This is a genomic window from Novosphingobium ginsenosidimutans, assembly GCF_007954425.1.
GTDB lineage: Bacteria > Pseudomonadota > Alphaproteobacteria > Sphingomonadales > Sphingomonadaceae > Novosphingobium > Novosphingobium ginsenosidimutans.
Genome location: NZ_CP042345.1, coordinates 1,313,002 through 1,328,331, shown reverse-complemented (window position 1 = coordinate 1,328,331; position 15,330 = coordinate 1,313,002). Strand labels below are relative to the sequence as shown.

15 protein-coding genes are annotated in these 15,330 nt (G+C 64.4%); 5 read left to right on the top strand and 10 right to left on the bottom strand.

Annotated features, from left to right (window positions below):
* Window positions 1-150: 150 nt before the first annotated feature.
* The 4 genes from sucC (at window position 151) to FRF71_RS06665 (ending at window position 4,109) form a co-directional block, all read left to right on the top strand.
* Window positions 151-1,359, top strand: coding sequence for an ADP-forming succinate--CoA ligase subunit beta (gene sucC, locus FRF71_RS06680; protein ID WP_147089851.1), 1,209 nt, complete (start codon window positions 151-153; stop codon window positions 1,357-1,359).
* Between the two features lie 79 nt (window positions 1,360-1,438).
* Window positions 1,439-2,191, top strand: a complete 753-nt coding sequence (locus FRF71_RS06675) for an electron transfer flavoprotein subunit beta/FixA family protein (RefSeq protein ID WP_147089849.1) — start codon at window positions 1,439-1,441, stop codon at window positions 2,189-2,191.
* The gene (locus tag FRF71_RS06670) at window positions 2,191-3,123 is read left to right on the top strand and encodes an electron transfer flavoprotein subunit alpha/FixB family protein (RefSeq protein ID WP_147089847.1); all 933 of its coding nucleotides are present in this window, start codon (window positions 2,191-2,193) and stop codon (window positions 3,121-3,123) included. Before FRF71_RS06675 ends, FRF71_RS06670 begins: the two co-directional genes overlap by 1 nt.
* Window positions 3,124-3,224: 101 nt before the next feature.
* A complete protein-coding gene (locus FRF71_RS06665) occupies window positions 3,225-4,109 on the top strand; it encodes an energy transducer TonB (protein ID WP_147089845.1) in 885 nt (294 codons plus the stop codon).
* Here the strand turns inward: FRF71_RS06665 and FRF71_RS06660 are convergent.
* The 7 genes from FRF71_RS06660 to FRF71_RS06630 form a co-directional block, all read right to left on the bottom strand.
* Complete coding sequence (locus tag FRF71_RS06660) at window positions 4,106-4,633, bottom strand: GNAT family N-acetyltransferase (protein ID WP_147089843.1); 528 nt, start codon at window positions 4,631-4,633, stop codon at window positions 4,106-4,108. The genes FRF71_RS06665 and FRF71_RS06660 overlap by 4 nt on opposite strands.
* Window positions 4,630-5,838: a DUF445 domain-containing protein gene (locus FRF71_RS06655; protein ID WP_147089842.1), complete on the bottom strand. Its 1,209-nt coding sequence runs from the start codon at window positions 5,836-5,838 to the stop codon at window positions 4,630-4,632. The genes FRF71_RS06660 and FRF71_RS06655 overlap by 4 nt, the downstream gene beginning before the upstream one ends.
* A 62-nt stretch (window positions 5,839-5,900) precedes the next feature.
* On the bottom strand, window positions 5,901-9,335 hold the full coding sequence (locus tag FRF71_RS06650; protein ID WP_147089841.1) for an efflux RND transporter permease subunit: 3,435 nt from the start codon (window positions 9,333-9,335) through the stop codon (window positions 5,901-5,903).
* Between the two features lie 31 nt (window positions 9,336-9,366).
* Window positions 9,367-10,554: an efflux RND transporter periplasmic adaptor subunit gene (locus FRF71_RS06645; protein ID WP_147089839.1), complete on the bottom strand. Its 1,188-nt coding sequence runs from the start codon at window positions 10,552-10,554 to the stop codon at window positions 9,367-9,369.
* 232 nt (window positions 10,555-10,786) lie between these two features.
* Window positions 10,787-11,053, bottom strand: a complete 267-nt coding sequence (locus tag FRF71_RS06640) for a GlsB/YeaQ/YmgE family stress response membrane protein (protein ID WP_147089837.1) — start codon at window positions 11,051-11,053, stop codon at window positions 10,787-10,789.
* Window positions 11,054-11,196: 143 nt separating this feature from the next.
* The gene (sciP, locus tag FRF71_RS06635; protein WP_147089836.1) at window positions 11,197-11,496 is read right to left on the bottom strand and encodes a CtrA inhibitor SciP; all 300 of its coding nucleotides are present in this window, start codon (window positions 11,494-11,496) and stop codon (window positions 11,197-11,199) included.
* 8 nt (window positions 11,497-11,504) lie between these two features.
* Window positions 11,505-11,822 carry a hypothetical protein gene (locus FRF71_RS06630; RefSeq protein WP_147089835.1) on the bottom strand — a complete coding sequence of 106 codons (318 nt, stop codon included), beginning with the start codon at window positions 11,820-11,822 and terminating at the stop codon, window positions 11,505-11,507.
* A gap of 136 nt (window positions 11,823-11,958) precedes the next feature.
* Between FRF71_RS06630 and mnmA the strand changes: the two genes are divergently transcribed.
* A complete protein-coding gene (gene mnmA, locus FRF71_RS06625; protein ID WP_147089833.1) occupies window positions 11,959-13,101 on the top strand; it encodes a tRNA 2-thiouridine(34) synthase MnmA in 1,143 nt (380 codons plus the stop codon).
* Between the two features lie 6 nt (window positions 13,102-13,107).
* On the opposite strand, the gene FRF71_RS06620 is transcribed toward mnmA, so the two are convergent.
* From FRF71_RS06620 to FRF71_RS06610, 3 genes are all read right to left on the bottom strand, one after another.
* Window positions 13,108-13,911 carry a class I mannose-6-phosphate isomerase gene (locus FRF71_RS06620; protein WP_147089831.1) on the bottom strand — a complete coding sequence of 268 codons (804 nt, stop codon included), beginning with the start codon at window positions 13,909-13,911 and terminating at the stop codon, window positions 13,108-13,110.
* Complete coding sequence (locus tag FRF71_RS06615) at window positions 13,908-14,945, bottom strand: mannose-1-phosphate guanylyltransferase (protein ID WP_147089829.1); 1,038 nt, start codon at window positions 14,943-14,945, stop codon at window positions 13,908-13,910. Before FRF71_RS06615 ends, FRF71_RS06620 begins: the two co-directional genes overlap by 4 nt.
* 67 nt (window positions 14,946-15,012) lie before the next feature.
* On the bottom strand, window positions 15,013-15,330 hold the full coding sequence (locus tag FRF71_RS06610) for a hypothetical protein (RefSeq protein WP_147089828.1): 318 nt from the start codon (window positions 15,328-15,330) through the stop codon (window positions 15,013-15,015).

Here is a 15,330-nt window from a genome sequence, read left to right as displayed (position 1 = left end):
GTGCCGTGCCCCTGCCCTTGGCAAGCCAGCCTTCATCAAAATCCGCAGTTAAGCGGGTGATCAAGGCTCTTTTCAAGCTTGCCGCACTGTGCTTAGGCCCGTGGCACTTTCCGGTCGCCTCACGGCCATCCCCAGTCCAGGAAAACCCAGATGAACATTCACGAATACCAGGCCAAGGAACTGCTCGCGAAGTTCGGCGTTGCCGTGCCCAAGGGCATTCCGGCCATGTCGGTGGAAGAGGCGGTTGCCGCCGCCAAGCAGCTCCCCGGGCCGCTTTATGTCGTGAAGGCCCAGATCCATGCCGGCGGACGCGGCAAGGGCAAGTTCAAGGAACTCGGCCCCGATGCCAAAGGCGGCGTGCGCCTGGCCAAGAGCCTTGCGGAAGTGGAAGCCCACGCGCGTGAAATGCTCGGCAATACCCTGGTCACCGTGCAGACCGGCGAAGCCGGCAAGCAGGTCAACCGCCTCTACATCACCGACGGCGTGGATATCGGCAAGGAGTTCTACCTCGCGCTGCTGGTCGATCGTGCCACCAGCAGGATCGCCGTAGTCGCCTCGACCGAAGGCGGCATGAACATCGAAGATGTCGCGCACGAGACACCCGAAAAGATCCACACCGTGACGATCGATCCGGCCACCGGCCTGATGCCGCACCACGGCCGCGTCGTTGCCAAGGCGCTGGGCCTGTCGGGTGATCTCGCCAGGCAGGCGCAGGCGATCCTTGCGGGTCTCTACGCTGCATTCCTGGGGACTGATGCCGAGCAGATCGAGATCAACCCGCTGGCCGTCTGCCCGACTCCGGAGGGCAACAAGCTTTATGTCCTCGACGCCAAGGTCGGCTTCGACGGCAATGCCATGTTCCGCCACAAGGACCTGCTGGAACTGCGCGACACCACCGAAGAAGATCCGGCTGAGCTCGAAGCCAGCGAATTCGATCTGGCCTACATCAAGCTCGACGGGAACATCGGCTGCATGGTTAATGGCGCGGGCCTGGCCATGGCGACGATGGACATCATCAAGCTGAACGGCGAATTTCCGGCCAACTTCCTCGACGTCGGGGGCGGTGCTTCGAAGGAAAAGGTCACGGCCGCCTTCAAAATCATCCTCAAGGACCCGGCGGTGAAGGGCATTCTCGTCAATATCTTTGGCGGGATCATGAAGTGCGACATCATCGCCGACGGTATTGTCGCTGCGGCCAAGGAAGTGAACCTCTCGGTGCCGCTGGTGGTTCGCCTCGAAGGTACCAACGTCCAGCAGGGCAAGGACATCCTGGCCAATTCGGGCCTGCCGATCGTCCCCGCCAACGATCTGGGCGATGCCGCGAAGAAGATTGTCGCCGAAGTCCGCGCGGTAGCCTGAGGCTGCTGATCGGAGTTGACGTTTACGTAAACGGCAGTAATGCCGCGTTGCAACATGGCAAAGCGAAAGGCTTGAACCGATGAAGGCCCTGGTCTGCGTGAAGCGCGTGATCGACTACAACGTGAAGCCGCGGGTAAAATCCGACGGCAGCGGTGTTGATCTCGCCAATGTGAAGATGAGCATGAACCCGTTCGACGAGATCGCGGTTGAGGAAGCCATTCGCCTGAAGGAAAAGGGCGTGGTGACCGAGATTGTGGCGGTGTCGGTCGGTCCAGCCAAGGCCCAGGAAACGCTGCGCACCGCGCTGGCGATGGGTGCGGACCGGGCGGTGCTGGTCCAGGTCGATGACGGGGTCGAGGTGGAACCACTCGCGGTTGCCAAGATCATCAAGGGCGTGGCCGAGGAAGAGCAGCCTGGCCTGATCATCACCGGCAAGCAGGCGATCGACGACGATTCGAACCAGGTCGGCCAGATGGTCGCGGCGCTGATGGGCCGCCCGCAGGGGACCTTCGCCAACGAAGTCACCGTGGAAGGCGATTCGGTCGTCGTGAAGCGCGAGATCGACGGCGGTCTGGAAACGGTGAAGCTGGCCCTGCCGGCCGTGGTCACCACCGACCTGCGCCTCAACGAGCCGCGCTATGCCTCGCTGCCGAACATCATGAAGGCCAAGTCGAAGCCGCTCGCCACCAAGGCACCGGCCGACTACGGCGTAGACATCGCGCCGCGCCTCAAGACCCTCAAGGTCAGCGAACCGCCGGTGCGCAGCGCCGGCATCAAGGTGGCAGACGTGGACGCCCTCGTCGCCAAGCTCAAGGAAATGGGAGTCGCCTGATGGCCAAGACGCTCGTTTGGGTCGAACACGACAACACTGCGGTCAAGGATGCTACCTTGGCCGTCGTCACCGCCGCCGCGCAGCTGGGTGAAGTCCACCTGCTGGTCGCCGGTCACAATTGCGCCGCTGCCGGTGCCGCCGCCGCGCAGATCGCCGGCGTGGCCAAGGTCCACGTGGCCGATGATGCCGCCTATGCCAACGCATTGGCCGAGAACGTCGCGCCGCTGATCGCGGACCTGATGGGGCACCACGACGCCTTCCTGGCGCCGGCCACCACCACCGGCAAGAACATCGCGCCGCGCGTCGCCGCGCTGCTCGATGTGATGCAGATTTCGGACATCCTCTCGGTCGAAGGCCCCAAGACCTTCACCCGGCCGATCTACGCCGGCAACGCCATCGCCACGGTTGAATCGAGCGATGCCAAGCTGGTGATCACCGTGCGCGGCACCGCCTTTGCCAAGGCTGCCGCTACCGGTGGTTCTGCCCCGGTCGAAGCTATTTCGGCGACTGCCGCTGCTGGCACCAGCAGCTTCGTCGGCGCGGAAGTCGCCAAGAGCGAGCGTCCGGAACTGACCAGCGCCAAGATAATCGTCTCGGGCGGCCGCGCGCTCAAGGATGCGGACACCTTCAAGGCGACCATCTTCCCGCTGGCCGACAAGCTGAACGCCGGCGTCGGCGCCAGCCGCGCGGCAGTCGATGCGGGCTATGTCCCCAACGACTACCAGGTTGGCCAGACCGGCAAGATCGTCGCTCCGGAAGTCTACATCGCAGTCGGCATCTCGGGCGCGATCCAGCACCTGGCTGGCATGAAGGATTCCAAGACCATCATCGCCATCAACAAGGACGAAGACGCCCCGATCTTCCAGGTCGCCGACATCGGCCTGGTCGGCGATCTCTTCACAATCGTGCCGGAACTGACCAGCAAGCTTTGATCAGCCGCACCACTCGCGGAATACGGAAAGGCCCTGCGCAAGCGGGGCCTTTTCTTTTACGCACGAACGACTTAGCCTTACGGCCAAAGAAGGGGATTGCCGTGAACAGCTTCTGCAAAGTCGCCCTGCCGGTTACCTTGATCTGTTCCGGTACGCTGGCCCTGGCCAAGGAGCCGGAAGCGCCCCTGAAGCGCGAAGGCAAATGGGCAATGGAATATGCCGAAGGGGCTTGTCACCTTTCAGCTGCCTTCGGTACCGGCAAGGATCAGGTGATAGCCCGGTTCACGCAGGTCGGGCCAGATCAGTCCTTGCGACTGAGCCTGTTCGGCAAGCGGCTCGACAATCCTTCCGTGTTCACGCGGGCCCAACTGACATTCCTGCCCTCTTCCGCGCGCAGCGAATGGCAGGAGGTGACCAATGGTTCCGTCAATCGGGCGGACGGGAAACTGCCGGCCATGTTCGTCGGCAGCGTGCGGTTCGACAATCTGCGCTACACTGGCCCGGATGATCCGCCCTTGCCGGCCATAGCGCCGGAAATCGAAAAGAGCGTAAGCGCACTGCATGTGCGGCGCGGCGGCGGTTCATTCACGCTTGCACTGGAGACGATGGGTCCGCCGATGGCGGCGATGCGGAAATGTATCGACAACCTGGTACGCCATTGGGGGTTCGAACCATCCGAACTGGCATACCGGCAAAGCCGCGCCGCGCCGATCGGAAACCCGGCCTATTGGGCGCGCTCTTCGGACTACCCCAGTTCGATGATTTCCGAAGGTTCGTCTGCCTTTGTGACTTTTCGCGCGCAGGTCGATGCGGCAGGGGCAGTTTCGGACTGCACCGTGCTGGAAGCCACCAATCCACCGACAATCGGCCCGCACACTTGCGGTCTGATCAAGAAGCGCGCCCGGTTCACTCCTTCACGGGACAAGGACGGCAAGCCTGTTCCCGACTTCTATATCAACCGGGTGTTCTGGCGGATGGGCGGCTAGAGCCGCTCCCACAGTCCCAGCGGCGCACCATCATCGGGCACCTGCTGGCCATAGCGCGTGAAGCCCAGCTTCAGCGCGATCGCCTCGCTGACCACGTGGCCTTCCTCGATCATGCAGGCAACGCGCTGGCGGCCGTGGATGGCGTCGAACCAGTCAATTGCTGCGGTCATGACCTCGCTGGCCAGGCCCTGACCCCAGGCGTCGCGATGGACGATCCAGCCGGCTTCGGGGACGTTGTCGAGGCCTTGGCCTGTGCCAAACCCGCGGTGGCTGCGGAAGACGCCGCAGTTGGCAATGATGCGCCCCTCCCCCTTCCGCCGGACCATGAAGGTGCCATAGCCCCACAGCGCCCAGGACCCGGCATTGCGGGTCAGGCGGGCGAAGCTGTCCATCTCAGTCGGGGTAAAGCTGCCCAGGAAACGCCGGGTCTCCTCATCGCGGGTCAGTTCGAACAGGTCGGCCAGGTCACCAACCTGCGGCTGCCACAGCTCGTAGCGGTCAGTGGTGAGGACCGGGGCGCTCACAGCAGCTGATCGACCGCGTGAATGATCACGCCGACCAGCCCGCCGACCATCGTGCCGTTGATGCGGATGAATTGGAGGTCGCGGCCGACAGCACCTTCGATCCGATCGGTCACGGTCTGCGCATCCCAGCGCTTGACGGTTTCCGAGACCAGCCGGACGATCTGATCGCCATAGCGGACCGATGCGCCGACTAGGGTGCGGCGGGCGAAGCGGTTGATCTGGGCCTGGAGCGCGGGATCATCACGCAAGTGGCGGCCGAGTTCGGCGAGCGCCTCGGCGGCCTGGCTGCCAATCTGGCCTTCGGGCTGGCGCAGGCGATCGAGCAGCTTGAGGCGCAGGCGTTCCCACACACCCTGCCACCAGGTCGAGACGGCTGGATTGGCGATCAGATCGCCCTTCATCCGCTCGATCTTGGTGCGCAGTTCCGGATCGCGCTGCAGGTCATCAGCGAGCTTGGCGAGGCCTTCCTCGATCTTGCCGCGCAGCGGGTGGTCAGGATCGACGATCACTTCGGCAAGCAGCTTGTAGAGCCCGTCGAGCACCGAATTGGCGAGGCGTTCGTCGAGGCCGGTCCAGCGCAGGATCGCATTGGCGCGGGTGTGGATCAGCTCGCGCACCAGCGGCTCGTTGTCTTCCAGCGTCAAGCCGGCCCAGCGGACCAGCGACTCGATCACCGGCATGTGGCGCTTGTCGACAATCGCGGTGCCAAGCATCTGACCCAGCAGCGGCGAAACCTCGAGCTTGTCGATCTGCTTGAAAAGACCGCCCCGAACCTGGTTGCCGAGCCGGTCCGGATCGAGCGATTCGAGCACGTGGGCGAGCATTTCCGCCGCCCCAGCGCGCAATCGGCTGGAGCCGCCGGTCTGCGGATCGGCCAGCCAGTTGCCGACCGCTGCCGCCAGGTTCATGCTCCGCATCCGCCGCGCCACCACCTGTGGGGTAAGGAAATTGGTGCGCAGGAAGGCCGCCATCGTATCGGCGATGCGATCCTTGTTTTCAGGCACGATCGCCGTGTGCGGGATCGGCAGACCAAGCGGGCGGCGGAACAGCGCGGTCACCGCGAACCAGTCGGCCAGTCCGCCCACCATGGCCGCTTCGGCGAAGGCCAGCAGATAGCCCATCGCCGGGTGCAGCCCCTGGTAGTGCCGCGCCACGAGATAGAGCCCGGCCATGACGACCAGCAGCCCGGTGGCCGTGCGCCGCATGCGCTGCGCGCGGTCGACCAGGGGGCCGCCGCGCGCAGATGTCAGGGGAGAGGGCAGACCACTCACTCGGCGGGTAGGGCCCCGCCATGGAGACCGTCCCTGGTGCCATGCTCGTCACCTGGCTCGTAACTGAGCAGCCGCTTGCGCAGCCACGGACCGGCGCGTTTTTCAAACCCGTCGGCCAGGCTGAAACCAGCAGGGACGATAACGAGGGTCAGCAGGGTTGAGAGGATCAGGCCGCCGATCACCACCGTGCCCATCGGTGCACGCCAGGCCCCGTCGCCCGAACCGATCATGCCCGAGATCGCAGTCGGCACCATGCCCGCGGTCATGGCCACGGTGGTCATGATGATCGGCTGGGCGCGCTTGTGCCCGGCTTCGATGATCGCGGTCGCCTTGTCGACCCCGCGCTGCATTTCCTCGATCGCGAAATCGACCAGCAGGATCGAGTTCTTGGCGACGATGCCGAACAGCATCAGGATCCCGATGAACACCGGCATCGACATCGGCTGGCCGACCAGCAGCAGCGCTAGCAGCCCGCCCAGCGGCGCCAAGAACAGCGAGCTCATGTTGACCAGTGGCGAAACGAACCGGTGGTACAAGAGCACCAGCACCGCGAAGACCAGCAGGATCCCCGAGACCAGCGCAATACCGAAGTTGCGGGTCATTTCCGCCTGCCATTCATCCTCGCCAAACGGCGCGTTGGAAACGCCGAGCGGCAGGTTCTTCATCACCGGCAGGTTGTTGACCTTTTCCATCGCCGTGCCCTTGACCACGCCGGGGGCAAGGTCGGCTCCGACAAAGACGCGGCGGTTCTGGTTGTAGCGCTGGATCGAAACCGGACCCGAGCCGAAGCCGATCTCGGCCACCCGCGACAGCGGGACCGAGCCGCCCGTGGTGGTCGGCACTGGCAGGTTCTGGATCGTCGACAGGTCCTGGCGCGCCTCGACCGGCAACCGCACGCGGATTGGCACCTGACGGTCGGTCAGCGAGAACTTGGCCGCGTTCTGATCGATATCGCCGATTGTGGCGATGCGGATCGTCTGGCTGAGCGCCGAGGTGGTGACACCCATGCTGGCGGCAAGATCAAGCCGCGGCTTGATCACCACTTCTGGCCGGCGCATGTCGGCGGCGATGCGCGGGGCGACCAGTTCTTTGACGCCCTTCATTTCTTCAACCAGCTTGGCTGCGGTATCGTCAAGCAGCTTGGAATCCGAGCCTGACAGCATGACCGAGATCGGCCGGCCGGTACCGCCGCCAGGACCACCAAAGCTCTGGATCGTGACCCGCGCATCGGCAATCTGTTGCAGGACGGGCGTCAGTTCGCGCTCGATCGCCATGCTCTTCTTTTCACGATCTTCCTTGAGCGTGATGAAGACGCGGCCGTTGCCTTCGCCAAAGCGGGCCAGCACGGTGTTGGTTTCCGGCCGGTCGCGGGCGATCTTGACGACCTGATCGATCACCGCCTCGGTCTGCTTGAGCGTGGTGCCGGGCACCATTTCGACACGGACCTGAATGAAATCGCCATCCGAGGTGGGGAAGAACTGGGTCGGGATGTTGGTGAAGAGAATCCCGGTCAGACCCAGGGCACCGAGGCCGATGCCGAGCATCCACACGCGGTGGTCGCGTCGGCGGGCGGCCCAGCGCAGGTGCATGAAGCGGTACCAGTCGGCAAAGCCGCGCGGGGCGAGACCGGCGAGGAACAGCAGGCCACGATAGACCGCCCAGGCAGCCGCAATCCCCACGCCAACGCCAAGGAAGGCGGAAATCCAGCCGGGCACCACGTCGCGCAGTGCTTCAATCTTGCCGAATACCTGCGAAGGGATCATTGCGCCGCCGCCAAAGGCAGCAAAGACCACCAGCGTCGCGATGATCCAGACCAGGTAGTACCACCAGCGCGACGGCACCTTGGGCAGGGCAGCGCGCAGCGCCTTGGCCTCGCGCTGATCGATCGACCAGCGCAGGACGTTGATGTACTTGTCCATCCACGGCCCGCCACCGTGTTCCTCCTGGCCATGGGCCTTGAGGAAGTAGGCCGCAACCATCGGCGTGATCATGCGCGCGACCGCCAGCGACATCAGCACCGAGACGACCACAGTCAGGCCGAAATTCTTGAAGAACTGGCCCGAAACCCCCGGCATCAGGCCAACCGGTAGGAACACCGCGACGATCGAAAAGGTGGTAGCGACCACGGCCAGGCCGATCTCGTCAGCCGCATCGATCGAGGCCTGGTAGGCACTTTTGCCCATGCGCATGTGGCGCACGATGTTCTCGATCTCAACGATCGCGTCATCGACTAGCACCCCTGCGACCAGGCCCAGCGCCAGGAGCGAGAGCGTGTTAAGGGTGAAACCCATCAGGTCCATGAACCAGAAGGTCGGGATCGCCGAAAGCGGGATGGCCAGCGCAGAAATCACTGTGGCGCGCCAGTCCCGCAGGAAGAAGAACACGACAATAACCGCCAGAATCGCCCCTTCGACCATGGCCGAGATCGAGCTCTCGTACTGCGCCTTGGTATAGTCGACCGTGGTGAACTGACGGATGAACTTGACCCCCGGGTTCTCCTTTTCGATCTTCTTGATCTCGGCCACGGCCGCATCATAGACCGAAACGTCCGAAGCGCCGCGGGCGCGGGCGATGCCGAAGGTGACCACAGGCTTGCCATCGGCCTTGCCCATGCTGGTGATCTCGCCATAGCTGTCCTGGACGCGGGCAAAATCGCTCAGCTTGACAGTGCGGCCATTGCCCAGCGGAATGTCGGTCTGCGACAGCTCATAAGCGGTATCGGCATTACCCAACACACGGACCGACTGGCGCGATCCGGCAATTTCGGCGCGGCCGCCGGCAGCGTTGATATTGAGCTGGCGCAGCTGGGCGTTGACCTGGCTGGCGGTAATCCCGAGCGACTGCATCCGCGCCGGATCAAGCGTCACCAGGATTTCCCGGTTGACGCCGCCGCCCCGGTTGACCGTGGCCATGCCCGGGATGTTCAGCAGACGCTTGGTCACCGTATCGTCGATGAACCAAGACAGCTGCTCAATCGTCATGTCGTCGGCCTGGACCGCGAAATAGGCGAAGGGATCGGACGAAGTCTGGGCCTTGACCACCTGCGGTTCGAGAATCCCGTCGGGCAGTTCGCCGCGCGCCTGGTCAACCGCGTTCTTGACCTCGTTGACCGCCTCGTTGACGTCTTCGCCGATCTTGAATTCGATCATCGTCTGGCTGCGACCTTCCGAGGCGGTCGAGCTGATCGACTGAACCCCGGAAATGGTTCGTACGGCGGATTCAACCCGCTGCGTGATCTGGGTCTCGATTTCCGTCGGCGCCGCGCCCGGCTGGGCGATCGAGACGATCACCATCGGGAACTCGACGTCGGGGTCGTTCTGGACCTCCATTTGAGCGAAGCTCATGATCCCGGCCAGCATCAGGCCGATGAAGAGCACGATCGGCACCACCGGGTTGCGGATCGACCAGGCCGAGATGTTACGGAAATTCATCGCCAGATCCTGTCTTCAGCCAGCGGCTGCGTTACTTCGTCACTACCTTGGGATTGATCGTCTCGCCCGGCGAGAGGAAGCCGCCCGCCCGCAGCACGACCTTTTCGGTGCCGCTCAGCCCTTCGACCACGGCAATACCATTGGCCGTAACCAGACCGGTCTTCACATTGCGCCGCTCAGCCTTGTTGTCCTTGCCGACAATGTAGACGTAGCTGCCTTCGTTATCCGAGAGAATGGCGGACTCGGGCAGCATCGGCGCCACCACGGTCCCGGCCTTGATCACTGCCGTGGCAAAGCCGCCGGGGCGCAGTTCGGGCGCATAGGGCAGCGCAACCCGGGCGATGCCCTGTCGGCTCTGCGGATCGATCACCGGAGCCGTCTGCCAGACTTCACCCGTGAAGGTCTTGGCCCCGCCAACCGGGGTGACTTCAGCGCGGACGCCGTTCGAAACCTGGGCCAACTCGGTTTCACCGAGCAGCGCGCGCAGTTCCATCTCGCCGCCCTTGGCAAGGCGGAAGAGTATGCCGGAACCGGCGCTCACAACCTGGCCTGGCTCGACCCGGCGCTCAAGCACCAGTCCGGCCGCCGGAGCGACGACGTTGAGGCGATTGAGCTGGGCATTGAGCACGCCGAGCTGGGCCCCGGCGACACGAACCTGCGCCACTGCCGCATCGCGCTGGGCAGTCAGTCGGTCGATATCGGCGGTCGAAACGAAGCCGCGTTCCACCAGCTTCAGCGCGCGGTCGAGATTGGCCTGGGCCAGCTGCGCATTGGCGCGGGCGACATCGATCTGCGCCGCCTGGCTGGCACGCTGCTGGACCTGAACCGAGCGGTCAATCACTGCCAGCACCTGTCCCGCGCCAACCCACTGACCGGGCTCGACCAGCACGGAAACGACCTGGCCGCCTTCACCCGGCACGCCAACCGGCAGTTCCCGGCGAGCCGCCAGAGTTCCGGTCACATTGATCGCGCCTTCGATTGTGCCGCGTCCGGGCGCCACGACCGAGACCACCGCAGCCTGCGACTTCTTGTCACCGCTGGCAGCGTCATCGCCGCTGTGGGTCAGAAACCAGATGCCGATCAGGCCAGCCAATACGGCCAGCCCGATGATCCACAGCTTGCGCCGCGATTGCCGCTCTTCCTCGGCATCGCCCATCAGCACCGCAGCGGAATCGGTCACCGCCAGGTCCTCTGCTGCAATCCGCGTGTCATAGTTCATGGCCGACTCGCCCCATCTTGCATCACTGCCGGTCCGCCGCAGTCAGAGTGACTGCACTGGCCAGGCTGCGCTGTATTACTCTGCTAAATCACTTCGGGCAAGTCCGCAGCGCGGCAGGCCTGACGAAGCGTCCTAACTCAAGGGTCGGGCCATAGGCCTTGGCTTGCTGCGGCGCAACGTAATGGTCGGCAAACGGTCAACCCCGTTCGGCGAAATGCGCTGGGCTTGGCGGTTAACGCACCTTGCCGCGCTGGATCAGATTGAGCGCGCCGAGCAGAATCACCGCACCCAGAATCGCGATCGCCAGCCCCGGCAAGGAAAACTCCCGCACCGAGCCGCGGATCCCGACCAGCGGGCCGATCACCAGATTGCCGACCACCGAGCCGACGCAGCCCACAAGGATATTGGCGAGCACGCCCATCGAGGCATCGCGATTCATCAGTTTGCTGGCGAGCCACCCCGCCAAGCCGCCAACGATCAAAGCAACAATCCAGCCCATACCCAGCTCCTTTGCCAGGCTGCCGAAGCGCGTGAGCCAAGTATCGGCCCCGCAAAGCAGCCGCCCCGGAACCAGTCTGGCTGGTCCGGGGCGGCAAGTCTAGCGCGGCGGCAGAGGGCTGTCGCGCATAAATTGTTGTACCGTCAGTACTTGAGCTGCCGCTCGTAAAGATCGCGGTAGTGCTGAATGCGCGTCACGCGCAGGCCCTGCATGCCCGACCGGTCAACCGCGCGCTGCCACGAGGCGAACTCCTCAAGCGTCAGGTTGTAGCGCTCGCAAACCTCGTCGATGGTCAGCAAGCCGCCATTAACCGCCGCCACGACTTCAGCTTTGCGGCGCACGACCCACCGGGTGGTGGTCGGCGGCGGCAGCGAATCGATGGTCAGCGGCTCGCCGAGCGGGCCAATCACCATTGCGGGTCGGATTTTCTGGTTCTCGATCATATTCATCCTCAGCCGTCGCCCAGCCTGTTGGTTCCGGCGGAGACAGCATTGCCCACAGGGGCTTTGCCATCTGCTAAATCACTTGGGTTAATTTCGTGTGAGGCATGATTGCCCCCCACCAGGGTCAGGCCCGACTGGGAACCAAACGACCCTCCCAGCAGCCGAAGATTTTGAATCTCGGCGCGAATCAGTTCAACTCGGGCAGCATGGGCAGCCTGCAGCCGCGCGCTGATCGCTGCCCAGTCGCAGCGGCCCGCACTGGCCCCTTCGCTGCCGGGGAGCACCCGGTCGCGCAGGCTTGATATGAGGTCCTTGCCGAATTCCATGACGGCCGTTCTAGCCGAATAAGGTCAACAGCCCGTAAAGGCCCAGTTTACTGTCTGGTCACTCACCTTACCGAAATGCGCTGCCGCTCCTGCGGCTTTTTGCCAGGCGGGCGCGATGCGTGTAAGGCGCGCCGCCATGGACCTGGCCGCCCTTCCCACTCTTGATCCCGCCGCGCTGTTCCAGCTTGATGGACCGGCGAGCGGCAAGCGCATCGTGGTCGCCATGTCGGGCGGAGTCGATAGCTCGGTGGTCGCCGCCCTCGCCGCACAGAGCGGGGCCGAGGTGATCGGCGTGACGTTGCAGCTTTACGATACGGGCGGGGTTGCCGCGCGCAAGGGCGCTTGCTGCGCCGGTGACGACATTCGCGATGCCCGCGCGGTGGCCGACCGGCTTGGCATCCAGCACTATGTGATTGATCACGAGTCTGCCTTTCGCGAGGAAGTGGTCGAGCAGTTCGCGGACGAGTACCTCGCGGGGCGGACGCCGATCCCCTGCATTCGCTGCAACATGGGGCCCAAGTTCACCGACCTGTTCCGCATGGCGCGCGAGTTCGGTGCCGATTGCCTCGCGACCGGGCACTATGTCCGCCGCGTGATCGGACCGGCCGGGCCGGAGCTGCATCGTGCGCGCGATCCGGCGCGCGACCAGTCCTACTTCCTTTACGCGACGACCGAAGCCCAGCTTGCCTACCTGCGCTTCCCGCTGGGCGGCCTGCCCAAGCCGCAGGTCCGCGCCCTCGCCGAATCGGCCGGACTGCGGACGGCAGCCAAGCCCGACAGCCAGGACATCTGCTTCGTGCCCGACGGAGACTATGCCCGGATCGTGGAGGCGGTCCGCCCCGAAGGCGTGCGCCCCGGTGCGATCGTTCATGTCGAGACGGGTGCCGTGCTGGGCCGGCACGACGGCGTCATCCACTTTACCGTCGGCCAGCGCCGCGGGCTGGAGATTGGTGGCCAACCCGAACCGCTATACGTCGTGGGCATCGATGCCGTCGCTGCCGAAGTCAGGGTCGGCCCGCGCCGGCTCCTCGCGGTAAGCGCTGCACAGGTGATCGAAACCAACCGCATCGGCCCGCTGCCTGATGCGCCGCTGCTGGCGAAGGTCCGCTCGCTGGCCAAGCCGGTCCCGGTGACGCTGGAAGGCCCGCTGGGTGACGGTGCCAGCACCACAATCCGCTTCGCAGCGCCCGAATACGGGGTGGCGCCAGGCCAGGCTGCAGTGCTCTATGCCGGGGACCGGGTGGTCGGCGGTGGCTGGATTGCCGCGACGGAATCTTGAGCGTGGCTAGACCGGCTGAGCGAGCAGGCTGAGGCCCTCTCCCGGAAAGGTGATGACCGCGAGGCTATCGGCCAGCGCACATTGGCCTGGGGCCACGGACTTGCCATCGACCACGACGGTGCAATCAAGCGGGACCACCAGCAACGCTCCGGTAAAACGCTGAGCGGTTGCAGCATCAGGCACCCCGTCGATACGGTCCAAACGGAAATAGGGGCCATCCACCAGGCGGGCGGCGCCCTTTGCCGGCAGATGCTGATGGTTTTGGCGGGGATAGGGCTGGCGGAGGGCTACGGCAGCGCCCTCTTCCACATGCAGCTCGCGAGGGCGGCCATAGTCATAGAGGCGATAGGTGATCTCGGAATTCTGCTGGACTTCGACCAGCGTGATCCCCGCGCCAATGGCGTGGACCGTGTTCGCCGGGATATAAAAGAAATCGCCCGCGCTGACCGGGTGCCAGGTCAGCAACTGCTCGATCGAACCGTCCTGCATGGCCGCCCGCATCGATGCGAGATCAATCTCTTGGTTGAACCCGATGGCCAGCTTTGCGCCGGGTTCGGCATTCAACACCAGCCAGCACTCTTCCTTGCCCTGGCGCCCCAGACCCTGGGCCTGGGTCTGCGCGTCAGAGGGATGGCACTGGACCGAAAGCTTTTCGCTGGTGAAGATGTACTTGATCAGCAGGCTATTAAGCGCGGCCGGGGGTTCGAACCAGACCTCGCCGATCGGCTCGGCTGCCGGGCCGCCGAACGCCGCAGGCAGGTCGGTCCGCCCCCAGGGCTTGGCGACGGTCCGGGTCAGGAGGAGGGTCACTGGTTGACCGCCCCATCCAGCTTGCCGACGCGCTGGGTGCCGGCGTGGCTGGTCACCAGGATCTCGTTGCCATCAACCACGATAACGACATCTTCAAGCCCAATTACCGATACGCGCGGGCCGTCGCTGGTCACCATGACATTGCGGCAGTCAACCAGTTCCGCCCGCCCCTGTACGCTGTTGCCATCGGCATCGCGCTCCAGCGCCAGGTGCAGCGCGTCCCAACTGCCGATATCGGACCAGCCCATGTCGACCGGGACCATCGCCGCGCGCGCTGTATTCTCCATCACCGCATAGTCGACCGATTCGGGGGTGAAACCGTCAAATTCTGCCGCCCCCGGATGAAACTGGCGACCCTGCTGCTGTCCGGCAGCATCCGCAGCGCGGGCCGCTGCAAGAATAGCCGGTCGGTGCGCTGCCAATTCGTGAAGGAAAGTCCCCACATGGAAGGCGAAAATCCCGCCATTCCAGGCAAAGGTTGCAGCTGCGACCAGGGCTTCTGCCTTGGCGCGGTCAGGCTTCTCGATGAACCGGACTACGCGGGAGCCGCCATGCGCCAGCGCCTCGCCTTTCTCAAGATAACCAAAGCCGGTTTCCGGCGTCTTGGCCTCGATGCCGAAGGAAACCAGATAGCCTTCGGCAGCGAGGGCTGCGGCATTGCGGGCAGCTGCGCGAAATGCCCCGCCATCAGCGATGTGATGGTCGCTCGGGCAGACCAGCATGATGGCATCAGGGTCCAGCCGCAGTGCGGCAAGGGCAATGGCAGCCGCCGTATTGCGCGCCGCGGGCTCAACCACGATCGTCGCATCAATCCCGCCCAGCTGCGCCTCCACATGCTCAACATGCCGTGCGCCAGTCACCACTAGCGGCGGCGCAAACCCGTATTGAGTTGAGGCACGCTCGATGGCCGCTTCAAACAGCGTGGAATTGCCGACCAGTGGCAGGAACGGCTTGGGCTTATCCGCGCGACTACGAGGCCAGAGCCGGGTGCCGCCGCCACCGCACAGAATAACGGGAATAATAGTCAGGGTCATTGGCGTAATCTACTGGCTGATCGGGGAAATGGCCCCTGAAGTTCCGGGCAAGTCAATTCGCCTTCGACTATTCGCTCCAAGGCTCAAGACGACAACCCTGCCCTTCATAGAAAGTTGCAGTCTGGCTGGCGAGCAGCGGGAAGCGGGCCGTAACGCTTTTTGCTTCTTCATCGGCGCTGAGCAGGACAAGCTCCATGCCGGGTTCAAAGTCCTTGCGGCAATCCTGAAGGCTGCGCCCCCCCAGATAGTGGCACGAGCAGGCCAGCCGCGCCCCATAGGATGCGCCGGTGATGGCGAAGCCATTGAGCGGAGCCCAGAACCAGGCAAGCAGCCCCGCCAGCGCCACCAACAGTACCCACGGCCAGCGACGGCGCGGCGAAGGCAT

Bases quoted from the DNA above. Each gene is read 5' to 3' on its own strand.
- FRF71_RS06675 (WP_147089849.1), top strand. From the start codon at position 1,439: ATGAAGGCCCTGGTCTGCGTGAAGCGCGTGATCGACTACAACGTGAAG.
- FRF71_RS06655 (WP_147089842.1), bottom strand. From the start codon at position 5,838: ATGCGGCGCACGGCCACCGGGCTGCTGGTCGTCATGGCCGGGCTCTAT.
- sucC (WP_147089851.1), top strand. From the start codon at position 151: ATGAACATTCACGAATACCAGGCCAAGGAACTGCTCGCGAAGTTCGGC.
- mnmA (WP_147089833.1), top strand. From the start codon at position 11,959: ATGGACCTGGCCGCCCTTCCCACTCTTGATCCCGCCGCGCTGTTCCAG.
- FRF71_RS06670 (WP_147089847.1), top strand. From the start codon at position 2,191: ATGGCCAAGACGCTCGTTTGGGTCGAACACGACAACACTGCGGTCAAG.
- FRF71_RS06610 (WP_147089828.1), bottom strand. From the start codon at position 15,330: ATGCCTTCGCCGCGCCGTCGCTGGCCGTGGGTACTGTTGGTGGCGCTG.
- FRF71_RS06640 (WP_147089837.1), bottom strand. From the start codon at position 11,053: ATGGGCTGGATTGTTGCTTTGATCGTTGGCGGCTTGGCGGGGTGGCTC.
- FRF71_RS06630 (WP_147089835.1), bottom strand. From the start codon at position 11,822: ATGGAATTCGGCAAGGACCTCATATCAAGCCTGCGCGACCGGGTGCTC.
- FRF71_RS06650 (WP_147089841.1), bottom strand. From the start codon at position 9,335: ATGAATTTCCGTAACATCTCGGCCTGGTCGATCCGCAACCCGGTGGTG.
- FRF71_RS06615 (WP_147089829.1), bottom strand. From the start codon at position 14,945: ATGACCCTGACTATTATTCCCGTTATTCTGTGCGGTGGCGGCGGCACC.
- FRF71_RS06645 (WP_147089839.1), bottom strand. From the start codon at position 10,554: ATGAACTATGACACGCGGATTGCAGCAGAGGACCTGGCGGTGACCGAT.
- sciP (WP_147089836.1), bottom strand. From the start codon at position 11,496: ATGATCGAGAACCAGAAAATCCGACCCGCAATGGTGATTGGCCCGCTC.